At 70.7% G+C, this 11,028-nt stretch carries 9 protein-coding genes; 1 reads left to right on the forward strand and 8 read right to left on the reverse strand.

Annotated elements, in window-relative coordinates; translation table 11 throughout:
* The 8 genes from ACWDN5_RS44265 to ACWDN5_RS44300 all read right to left on the reverse strand — a co-directional run.
* Window positions 1-446, reverse strand: a 446-nt coding sequence (locus ACWDN5_RS44265) for a TetR/AcrR family transcriptional regulator (RefSeq protein WP_449680480.1), incomplete at its 3' end; no start/stop codon positions are given.
* Window positions 443-1,276 carry an SDR family oxidoreductase gene (locus ACWDN5_RS44270; protein WP_449680481.1) on the reverse strand — a complete coding sequence of 278 codons (834 nt, stop codon included), beginning with the start codon at window positions 1,274-1,276 and terminating at the stop codon, window positions 443-445. The genes ACWDN5_RS44270 and ACWDN5_RS44265, both read right to left, overlap by 4 nt.
* Before the next feature lie 9 nt (window positions 1,277-1,285).
* Window positions 1,286-2,452, reverse strand: coding sequence for an acyl-CoA dehydrogenase family protein (locus tag ACWDN5_RS44275; RefSeq protein ID WP_449680482.1), 1,167 nt, complete (start codon window positions 2,450-2,452; stop codon window positions 1,286-1,288).
* Entirely contained in the window at window positions 2,449-4,398 is a 1,950-nt protein-coding gene (locus ACWDN5_RS44280; protein ID WP_449680483.1) for an acetyl/propionyl/methylcrotonyl-CoA carboxylase subunit alpha, read from the reverse strand. The genes ACWDN5_RS44275 and ACWDN5_RS44280 overlap by 4 nt, the downstream gene beginning before the upstream one ends.
* A 7-nt stretch (window positions 4,399-4,405) precedes the next feature.
* Entirely contained in the window at window positions 4,406-6,004 is a 1,599-nt protein-coding gene (locus tag ACWDN5_RS44285) for an acyl-CoA carboxylase subunit beta (RefSeq protein ID WP_310977066.1), read from the reverse strand.
* Entirely contained in the window at window positions 6,001-7,149 is a 1,149-nt protein-coding gene (locus ACWDN5_RS44290; RefSeq protein WP_310977067.1) for an acyl-CoA dehydrogenase family protein, read from the reverse strand. The genes ACWDN5_RS44285 and ACWDN5_RS44290 overlap by 4 nt, the downstream gene beginning before the upstream one ends.
* On the reverse strand, window positions 7,146-8,834 hold the full coding sequence (locus tag ACWDN5_RS44295) for an acyclic terpene utilization AtuA family protein (protein WP_310977068.1): 1,689 nt from the start codon (window positions 8,832-8,834) through the stop codon (window positions 7,146-7,148). The genes ACWDN5_RS44290 and ACWDN5_RS44295 overlap by 4 nt, the downstream gene beginning before the upstream one ends.
* The gene (locus tag ACWDN5_RS44300; protein ID WP_310977069.1) at window positions 8,831-9,622 is read right to left on the reverse strand and encodes a TIGR03084 family metal-binding protein; all 792 of its coding nucleotides are present in this window, start codon (window positions 9,620-9,622) and stop codon (window positions 8,831-8,833) included. The genes ACWDN5_RS44295 and ACWDN5_RS44300 overlap by 4 nt, the downstream gene beginning before the upstream one ends.
* A gap of 156 nt (window positions 9,623-9,778) precedes the next feature.
* On the opposite strand from ACWDN5_RS44300, the gene ACWDN5_RS44305 reads away from it, so the two are divergent.
* Window positions 9,779-11,008 carry a DUF222 domain-containing protein gene (locus tag ACWDN5_RS44305; protein ID WP_449680484.1) on the forward strand — a complete coding sequence of 410 codons (1,230 nt, stop codon included), beginning with the start codon at window positions 9,779-9,781 and terminating at the stop codon, window positions 11,006-11,008.
* Window positions 11,009-11,028 lie beyond the last annotated feature (20 nt).

Below are 11,028 nucleotides of genomic sequence, written 5' to 3' on the forward strand. Positions count from 1 at the left end.
GTCGTGCCCGGCCGGCCGGACCTGCACGTCAGCCTGGCGCACTCCGACGACGTCGTCGCGGTGGCCAGCACGGCACGCAGGGCCTCGTCGGTTGCCGCCACGGACCAGAGCTGGAGGGCCGCTCGGAACAAGGGGCCCGTGTACAGGTTCAGGACCATCTCCACGACTCGCTCGATGCGGGAGGCTCCGCTCGGCAAGTCGGCCGCCTGGGCTCGGAGCTCCTCTATCTGAGCCTCGCCCAGCAGGTCCACCGCCGCCACCACCAGGTCCTCGCGGGCCGGGAAGTGGTGCTGGGCCGCGCCTCGGGAGACGCCCGCGCGCTCGGCTATGCCCGCCACCGTCACGCCGTGCCAGCCTCGCTCACCGAAGCTGTCCAGCGCCGCCTCGATCAAGCGCCGCCGCGTGGTGCGGCTGCGCTCCTGCTGGGGTTCGCGGATGCCCGTCAAGCCCGCTCCACCCAGAAATCGAGCTGGAGGCCCTCCTCCGAACCGCCGACGCGGTACTTCGCGAAGTTCGTGACGCCGGCCGCCCGCAGCACCTCGTCGTCGAGGTAGAAGTTGCCCGTTGCCTCGCGGCTCGGCTTCGTCAGGATCGCGTGCGCCGCGTCGGCCATGATCTCCGGGGTTCGGCTGCGCGAAGCCAGCTCCGCCCCGACGACGTTGCGGATCGCCGCCGTGTCGATCGTCGTGCGGGGCCACAGTGAATTGACCGCGACGCCGTCCTGGCGCAACTCCGCCGACAGCCCCACCGTCACCAGGCTCATCGAGTACTTCGCGATGCTGTAGGCGAGGTGGCCGGCCGTGAACCACTTCTCGTCGAGGCTGATCGGCGGCGACAGCGTCAGGATGTGCGGGTTCGCCGACCCGCGCAGGTGCGGGATGGCCAGTTTGGACAGCAGGAACGTGCCGCGCGCGTTGATGTCCTGCATCAGGTCGTAGCGCTTCATGCTGACCCGCTCGGTCGGCGTCAGGTCGATCGCGCTCGCGTTGTTCACCACGATGTCGATGCCGCCGAACTGCTCGACGGTCTTCGCCACCGCCGCCGCGACACCGTCGTCGTCGCGGACGTCACCGATGATCGGCAACGCCCGGCCGCCCGCCTTCTCGATCGCCTCGGCCGCCGTGTAGATCGTGCCCGGCAGCTTCGGGTGCGGCTCGGCCGTCTTCGCCAGCAGGGCCACGTTCGCGCCGTCGGCCGCCGCGCGCAGGGCGATCGCCTCGCCGATTCCCCGGCTGCCGCCGGACATGATGATCGTCTTGCCGTCCAATGTGGCCACAGCGACCTCCTAGTACGACTTCGGCAGGCCGAGGCTGTGCTGGCCGACGAAATTGAGCACCATCTCGCGGCTCACCGGGGCGATCCGGCCCAGCCGCACCGCCGTGACCAGCGTGCCGAGGCCGTATTCGGTGGCCAGGCCGTTGCCGCCGTGGGTCTGGACGGCCTGGTCGGTCGCGCGGATGGCCACCTCGGCCGCCGCGTACTTCGCCATGTTGGCCGACTCGCCCGCGCCGAAGTCGTCGCCGGAGTCGTAGAGCGACGCCGCCTTCTGCGTCATCAGCTTCGCGAGCTCCAGCTCGATCTTGATCTCCGCGAGGGGGTGCGCGAGACCCTGGTGCGTGCCGATCGGGGCGCCCCAGACCTGCCGCTCGTTCGCGTAGCCGACGGCCTTGGCCAGCGCGTACCGGGCGATGCCGAGCGAGAACGACGCGCCCATGATGCGTTCCGGGTTGAGGCCGGCGAACAGCTGCGCGATCGCCGCGTCCTCCTCGCCGACCAGCGCTTCGGGGGGCAGGTGGACGTCGTCGAGGAACAGTGAGAACTGGTTCTCCGGCGCGACGATGTCCATCGGGATCTTCGTGTACTCGAAACCCGGGGTGCCGGTCGGCAGGATGAACAGCGCCGGCTTGAGCCGGCCGGTCTTCGCGTCCTCGGTGCGGCCGACGACCAGCACGGCGTCGGCCTCGTCCACGCCGGAGATGTAGACCTTGCGTCCGTTGAGGACCCACCCGCCGGCGTCGCGCCGCGCGGTGGTGGTGATCTTGTGCGAGTTCGACCCGGCGTCCGGCTCGGTGATCGCGAAGACCATCCGCTTGGTGCCGTCGGCGATGCCGGGCAGCCACTGCTTCTTCTGCTCGTCGGTGCCGAACCGGGAGATCACGGTGCCGCAGATGGCCGGCGAGACGACCATGAGCAGCAACGGCGAGCCCGCGGCGGCCAGCTCTTCGAGCACCGCGGCGAGGTCGGCGATGCCCGCGCCCCCACCGCCGTACTCCTCGGGGATGTTGACGCCGAGGTAGCCCAGCCGCCCGGCCTCGTCCCACAGCTCGTGCGTCTTCTCGTCCGCGCGGGCCTTGCGGGCGTAGTACTCGTGCCCGTACTTGGCGCCGAGTTCGGCGACGGCCTTGCGAAGCGCGATCCGCTCCTCCGGCTCGACGAAGTTCATCGCGTTCATTCTGCTTCTCCCACCACCGCGAGGATCGTGCCCACTTCGACCTGCTGTCCGACCGTCACCGGCAGTTCCGTCACCACGCCGTCGGCGGGCGCGGCGATCCGGTGCTCCATCTTCATCGCTTCGAGCCACAGCAGCGGGTCGCCCGCCTTGACCGGGTCCCCGGCCTGCACGGCGAGCCGGACGACCGTGCCGGGCATCGGCGCCACCAGCGACCCCGCGGCCAGGGCCGCGTCCGGGTCGGCGAACCGCGGCTCGGCCTTCAGCGCCACCGACCCGAGCGCGGAGTCCACATAGGACACGTCGTCGTGCCGGGCGACGTCGAACGCGCGCCGCACGCCGGCGACGTCCAGCACGACCCGTCCCGGCTCGGCGCCGACCAGCCCGGCCTCGAAGCCGTCGGCGCGGAGACCGTCCCGGGTCAGCGAGTAGACCACCTCGTACTCGCGGTCGGCCACCGTGAAGACCTTGCGCTGCCCGGCCGAGCGGACGTTGCGCCAGCCACTCGGGAGCCTGCCCTGCGTGGTCGCCAACGCCCGGTTGCCCGCCGCGTCCGCCAACGCCGCGGCGAGCGCGGAGAGCCGTTCGGCGTCGGGCGTGGCCAGCGGTGCGGCGAGGGTGTCGAGGCCGTGCCGGTCGAAGAACGCGGTGTCGGTCTCCCCCGCCAGGAAAGCCTCGTGCCGCAGGATGTTGACCAGGAGGTCGCGGTTGGTCACGACGCCGTGGATCTTCGCCGCCGCCAGGGCCTTCGCGAGCCGGCGGGCGGCTTCGGCGCGGGTCGGCGCCCAGGTGATCACCTTGGCGAGCATCGGGTCGTAGTGGACACCCACCACGGACCCGGTCTCGAACCCGGAATCGAGCCGTAGCCCGGGCCCGTGCGTGAACGAACGGTCCACATCGGGCACTTCGAAGGTGTGCAGCGTGCCGCTCTGCGGCTGCCAGCCCGCGGCCGGGTCTTCGGCGTAGAGCCGGACCTCGATGGCGTGACCGACGGTGGGCGGCGGGTCGGCCGGCAGGCGCTCCCCCTCGGCGATCCGCAGCTGCAGCGCGACCAGGTCGAGGCCGGTGACGTTCTCGGTGACCGGGTGCTCGACCTGGAGCCGGGTGTTCATCTCGAGGAAGTAGAACCGGCCGTCCGGCCCGGCGAGGAACTCGACCGTGCCCGCGCCGACGTAGTCGATCGCCTTGGCGGCCTTGCGCGCGGCCTCGAACAGCTCCTCGCGCATCCCCGCGTCGACGAACGGCGAGGGCGCCTCCTCGACGACCTTCTGGTGCCGGCGCTGGATGGAGCACTCCCGCTCCCCCACCGCCCACACCGTGCCGTGCCGGTCGGCCAGCACCTGGACCTCGATGTGGCGCCCGGTCTCCAGGTAGCGCTCGCAGAAGACGGTCGGGTCGCCGAACGCCGACCCGGCCTCGGCACTGGCCCCTTCGACCGCCTCGGCCAGCTCGTCGAGCGAGCGGACCACGCGCATCCCGCGGCCACCACCACCGGCAGACGCCTTGACCAGCAACGGCAAGTCGTCCGCGGTCACCGAAGCCGGGTCCAGTTCGGACAGCACCGGCACCCCGGCCGCGGCCATCAGCCGCTTGGACTCCACTTTGGAGCCCATGGTCTCGATGGCTTCCGGCGGCGGCCCGACCCACGTCAGCCCGGCGTCGAGGACGGCCCGGGCGAACGCGGCGTTCTCGGACAGGAAGCCGTACCCGGGGTGGACGGCGTCGGCGCCGGTCTCGGCCGCGGCCTTGACCAGCAGGTCCGCCCGCAGGTACGTCTCGGACGGCGCGTTGCCGGGCAGCCGGACGGCCGCGTCGGCCTCCAGGGTGTGCGGCGCGGCGGCATCGGCGTCGGAGAACACCGCGACCGTGCCGATCCCGGCGTCGCGGCAGGTGCGGAAGACGCGGCGGGCGATCTCGCCGCGGTTGGCGACCAGCAGGTTCTGGATCATCGCTCGCTCACATCCGGAAGACGCCGAAGCCCTCGGCGCCCTTCACTGGTCCATTGTGGATCGCGGACAGGCTCAGTCCCAGCACGGTGCGGGTGTCGCGCGGGTCGATGATGCCGTCGTCGTAGAGCATGCCGGAGAGGAACATCGGCATCGACTCGGCCTCGATCTGCCCCTCGACCATGGCCCGCATGGCCTTGTCGTGCTCCTCGTTGTACTCCTGGCCGCGGCTTTCGGCGGCCGCGCGGGCCACGATGGACAGCACGCCGGCCAGCTGCGCCGGGCCCATCACCGCGGACTTCGCGCTCGGCCACGCGAACAGGAACCGGGGATCGTAGGCGCGGCCGCACATCCCGTAGTGCCCGGCACCGTAGGACGCTCCCATGAGGACGGACAGGTGCGGCACCTTCGAGTTCGAGACGGCGTTGATCATCATCGCGCCGTGCTTGATGATGCCGCTCTGCTCGTACTCCTTGCCGACCATGTAGCCGGTCGTGTTGTGCAGGAACACCAGCGGCGTGTGGATCTGGTTGGCCAGCTGGATGAACTGCGCGGCCTTCTGCGACTCCTCGCCGAACAGCACACCCTGCGCGTTGGCCAGCACGCCGACCGGGTAGCCGTGGATGCTCGCCCAGCCCGTGACCAGGCTCGATCCGTAGAGCGGCTTGAACTCGTCGAAGTCGGAACCGTCGACGACGCGGGCGATCACCTCGCGCGGGTCGAACGGCACCTTGAGGTCGGTCGGGACGATGCCGAGCAGGTCCTCGGCGTCGTACAGCGGCTCGGCGTAGTCCGGTTTCGGCGTCGGCCCCTGCTTCGTCCAGTTGAGCCGCTTGACGATGTTGCGGCCCAGCCGGATCGCGTCCTGCTCGTCGACGGCCAGGTAGTCGGCCAGGCCGGAGGTGCGGGCGTGCATCTCGGCCCCGCCCAGCGACTCGTCGTCGGACTCCTCGCCGGTCGCCATCTTGACCAGCGGCGGCCCGCCGAGGAACACCTTCGCGCGTTCCTTCACCATCACGACGTAGTCCGACATGCCCGGCAGGTACGCGCCACCCGCGGTGGAGTTGCCGAAGACCAGCGCGATCGTCGGGCAGCCCGCCGCCGAGGCCCGCGTGAGGTCGCGGAAGATCCGGCCGCCGGGGATGAAGATCTCCTTCTGCGTCGGCAGGTCCGCGCCGCCGGATTCGACGAGGTTGATCGACGGCAGCCGGTTCTGCGCGGCGATGTCGGCGGCCCGGAAGCTCTTCTTGGTCGTCCACGGGTTGCTCGCGCCGCCCTTGACCGTCGGGTCGCTGGCCGAGATCAGGCACTCGACGCCTTCGACGACCCCGATCCCGGTGACCAGGCTCGCCCCGACGCGGTAATCGGTGCCCCAAGCGGCCAGCGGCGACAGCTCCAGGAACGGCGAATCCGCGTCGAGCAGCAGTTCGATCCGTTCCCGGGCCAGGAGTTTGCCGCGCTTGCGGTGCCGTTCGACGTACTTCTCGCCACCGCCGGCGACGGCCTTGGCGTGTTCGGCGTCGATCTCGGCGAGCTTCTCCAGCATCGCCTCGCGGTTCGCGCCGAACTCGGCGGCCCGGGTGTCTACTGTGGACCTCAAAGCAGTCACGAGGTGTATCCCAATCGCTTCGCGGCCAGGCCGGTGAGGATCTCGGTGGTGCCGCCGCCGATGCCGAGGATCCGGACGTCGCGGTAGTGCCGCTCCACTTCGGACTCGCGCATGTAGCCGAGCCCGCCGTGCAGCTGGACGGCCTCGCTGACCACCCATTCGGCGGCCTCGACGGCGGTGTTCTTGGCGAAACAGGCTTCGGCGATGACTTCCTCGCCCGAGACGTGCCGGATCGCGGCCTGCCGGGTGTAGGTGCGGGCCACGTCGATCTTGCGCGCCATTTCGGTGAGCTTGTGCTGGACGACCTGCCGCGAGATGAGCGGGCGGCCGAACGTCTCGCGCAGCCGGCACCAGTCCAGCGTCAGGTCGAGCGCGCGCTGGGCGTGCGCGTACGCCTGCACGGCCAGGGACAGCCGTTCGGTGACGAACTGGGTGGCGACCTGGGCGAAGCCGCTGTTCTCGGCGCCCACCAGGTTCTCCGCCGGCACCCGGACGTCCACGTAGGACAGTTCGGCGGTGTCGGAGCAGAGCCAGCCCATCTTGTCGAGCTTGCGGCTCACCGTGAAGCCCGGCGTGCCGCGTTCGACGACGATCAGCGAGAGCCCGTGCGCGCCGTCGCCGCCGGTGCGCACCACCGTCGTCACGAAGTCGGCGCGGCAGCCGGAGGTGATGAACGTCTTGGCGCCGTTGACGACGTACTCGTCGCCCTCGCGGACCGCGGTGGTGCGGATGCCGGCGACGTCGGAGCCGCCGTCCGGTTCGGTGACCGCGAGGGACCCGATCTTGGTTCCGTCGAGGGTGGGCCGCACCCAGCGTTCGATCTGGACCGGGTCGCCGGCCTCGGCGATGTGCGGGACGGCGATGCCACAGGTGAACAGCGACGCGAACAGCCCGCCGGAGCCGCCCGCGTAGTGCATCTCCTCGGCGACGACCAAGGCGTCGAGGTAGTTGCCGTCTCCCCCGCCGATCTCCTCGGGGAAGGCAACGCCGAGCAAGCCGAGGTCCCCGGCCTTGCGGTGCAGCTCGCGCGGCAGCTCGCCCGCGCGCTCCCAGTCGTCGAGGTGCGGCAGGACCTCCTGCTCGACGAACTTCCGCACGGTCTTGCGCAGTTCGGCCCGTTCGGGCGTCCGGAAGGGATCGGTCACCGGAGCACCTCGGGGACGTCGATCTCCCGCGACCGCAACCACTCGCCGAGGGCCTTGGCCTGCGGGTCGAACCGCGCCTGCGACGCGACGCCCTCGCCGAGGATGCCCTCGACGACGAAGTTCATCGCCCGCAGGTTGGGCAGCAGGTACCGAGTCACCGGCAGGTCGGCGGTTTCGGGCAGCAGCAGCTTGAACTCCGCCACGGTCAGCCGGTGCACCAGCCACCGCCAGGCCTCTTCGGAGCGCACCCAGACGCCGACGTTGGCGTTGCCGCCTTTGTCGCCGCTGCGCGCCCCGGCGATCGTGCCCAGGGGCACCCGCCGCACCGGCCCGTGGTCGAGCGGTTCGGGCAGCGCGGGTTCATCCACATCGGACAGGTCCTGAGTGGACGCCGAAGGCGCTATGTCGACACGCATGCCGTCCGGCAGAACGGCGACGTGCGGCACCTTGTCGGCCGCCACGTAAGCCGCGGTGTAGACGCCGTACGGCGAGGCGTCCGACGGCGGCGCGATGACGTGGAACCCGGGGTAACTGGCCAGCGCGAGTTCGACAGCGGCGCCGGTGAAGGCGCGCCCGGCGACCTTCGGGTCGGCGTCCTTGACGGCGACGTGCAGGAGGGCGCTCGCGGTCTGCTCGGTTTCGGCGTCGGCGTGGTCGGTGCGGGCCAGCGTCCACCGGACGTCGGCGGGCGGCCGGTCCTTCATGGACGCTTCGAGCTGTTCCCGCACCAGGGCGGCTTTCGCCTCGATGTCGAGTCCGGTGAGGACGAACGTCGTCTCGTTGCGGAACCCGCCGAGGGTGTTGAGGGCGACCTTCAGCGTCGGCGGCGGCGCTTCCCCGCGGACACCGGAGATGCGGACGCGGTCCGGCCCCTCTTCGGTCAGCGACAGCGTGTCGAACCGGGTCGTGACGTCCGGCCCGGCGTACCGCGCGCCGGTGATCTCGTACAGCAGCTGGGCGGTGACGGTGCCGGCGTTCACCACACCGCCGGTACCCGGGTGCTTGGTGATGACGCTGGAGCCGTCGGCTTCGATCTCGGCGATCGGGAAGCCGGGCACGCCGAGGGTGTGCTCGGTGAAGAAGGCGTAGTTGCCGCCGGTGGCCTGGGCCCCGCACTCGATGACGTGCCCGGCCGCGACCGCGCCGGCGAGCGCGTCGAAGTCGTCACGGGCCCAGCCGTAGTGCGCGGCGGCCGGGCCGACGATGACGGAGGCGTCGGTGACGCGGCCGGTGACGACGACGTCGGCGCCCGCGTTCAGGCACTCCGCGATGCCCCAGGCGCCGAGGTAGGCGTTGGCGGTCAACGGTTTGCCGAGGTCCAGCTCGTCGGCGCGGTGGACGAGGTCGTCGCCTTCGACGTGGGCGATCTTGACGTCGAGCCCGAGTTTCGCCGCCAGCTCCCGGAGCGCGTCCGCCAGCCCGGCCGGGTTGAGCCCCCCGGCGTTGGCGACGATCTTGACGCCCTTTTCCCGCGCCAGCCCGAGGTTTTCCTCCATCTGGCGGAGAAAGGTCTTGGCGTAGCCGCGGGTGGCGTCCTTCATCCGGTCGCGGCCGAGGATGAGCATGGTCAGCTCGGCGAGGTAGTCGCCGGTCAGGACGTCGAGCGGGCCGCCGGTGAGCATCTCGCGGACGGCGGAGAACCGGTCGCCGTAGAACCCGGACGCGTTGCCGATGCGGTAGGTCATGCGAACTGCCCCGGCTTCCGGCCGTTGCCCGGTGGCCCGGCGAAGGCCTGCGCGATGCCGAGCCACTCTTCGACGTCGGCGCCGTGGGCGACGAGATCGGTGTCGGCGGGGTGCCGCCGCTGGGTGACGACCAGGCAGAAGTCCAGGGCGGTGCCGGTGAGCTTCTGCTCGGCGTCCTCGGGCCCGAAGGCCCAGGTGGAGCCGTCGGGCGCGGTGAGTTCGACGCGGAACTCCCCGGCCGGCGGGGCGAGCGAGTGGACCTTGTAGGCGAAGTCGCGGGTGCGGGTGCCGAAGCGGGCGATGTGCCAGAGGCGGGCGGTCGGCTCGCGGGTCAGGCCCAAGGTGTCGAAGATGTCCTGGCCGTGCGCCCAGGTTTCCATCATCCGCGCGGTCGCCATCGAGGCGGCGCTCATCGGCGGCCCGTACCAGGGCAGTTTCTGCCCGTCCGGCACCGCCTCGAGGGCCGCGGCCAGCAGCCGGCGGCCGTCACGCCAGTCTTCGAGGATCTCCCGCGGCGGCCGCTGCGCCCCGGCGGCGGCCCCGTCGTCGACGTAGGTTTCGCCGGCTTTGAGGAGTTCTTCGACCTCGGCCTGCCAGTTCTCCGGGTGCGCGGCCGCGATCAGGGCCTTGCGATCGGTCCAGGCCAGGTGCGCGATCTGGTGCGCGATCGTCCACCCTTCGGCGGGGGTCGCGCGCGCCCAGTCCGCGTCCGGGAGCGCCGCCACCGCGTCGTCGATCGTCTGTGTCTCCGCGTCGAGATCCCCGAGGATCACGCCGAGGTCCGCCATCGCCCGCCTCCTTGCGTCCTGGGGCTCAGGGTGGCACCGGTGGTCGGAAAAATCAAGCACGCCTGATTGTTTCTTGGTCGGCCGCCGTTCCGGTATGCCGCGCTTTGCACCCGTTCGAGTGGTGAACTTGTGTTCGATAGTCGGTAATCTTGATCTATGTCCGACAGCGCTTCTTCGTCTGCCGAGGCGGTGGCCTTCGCCGACCGCCTCGGTGAGTTGCTTGCGTGTATGCGGTCTGCGGAGGCTGAGCTGGGGGCGCTGTTGGTGGAGATCGAGCAGCGTGGGGTGATGGAGGTGTTCGGGTACCGGTCTGTTGCCCGGTTGCTGGAGCACTTGGCTGACCTTCCGAGGTCGGCGGCGGAACGTCTGGTGAAACGTGCTCGCTTGGTCAATCCGGGTCGCGCTCTCGACGGCACCCCGATCCCAGCGTTGGCGCCGGGCACGGGTGTTGCTGCCTTGTCTGGGTCGCTGAGTGCTCCGATGATCGACACGATTACCGGGGTGCTGGCTGAGATGCCGCCTGAGCATCGCGACCGCGTCGAGGCTGATCTGTTGGCCTTCGCGGCCGAGGCCGGGCATAAGCAGGTCGCGGTTCTCGGTGCCCGGATCCTTGCTCACCTCAACCCTGATGGTGCCGAGCCGGACGACACCGAGCCAGTCGTCCCGGCGCGGGAGTTGTTCCTGCGTCGCCGAAGATCCGGGGTCTGGGTGTTGAACGGCAAGTTCGACGATGAGACCGGCACCCGCGCCAGCGCCCTGCTCGATGCGCTGGCCGAGCGCCGCACCGGCGACGACGGTCCCGACCACCGCGCGATGCCGCAGCGTTACGGCGATGCGTTCTCCGATGCGGTCGACTTGGCGTTGAATTCCCCGGATTTGCCGATGCAGGCCGGGGAACGGGCCCATGTCATGGTCGCGGTCTCCCTCACCGACCTGCAGTCCGGCACCGGCGCAGCGACCCTCGGCGACACCGGGACCATGACCGCGGCCGAAGCCCGGGTGCACGCTTGCGACGCCATGGTCATTCCGGCGGTGTTGGGTGCGAAGAGTGAACCGCTCAACCTGGGTCGCCTCCGCCGCCTCATCTCCGCCGGACTTCGCCGAGCGCTGTTCCTACGCGACCGCGGCTGCGCCTTCCCTGGCTGTCACCGCCCACCACGCCACTGCCAAGGTCACCACATCCGGCACTGGGCTGACGGCGGCCCCACCGATCTCAACAACCTGGTGTTGATGTGCGCCCACCACCACCGGCTCCTGCACCGCTCAGGCTGGGAGGTCCGCATCGCCCCCGACGGGCTGCCCGAATTCCTTCCACCGATCTTCCTCGATCGGCGTCGAAAACCCCGGCGCAACAACCTCCACGAACCGCTGCCATTCGCAGCCTGAACACGGGAAAGGCCCGCGGC

This window comes from Amycolatopsis sp. NPDC003731 (assembly GCF_053586895.1).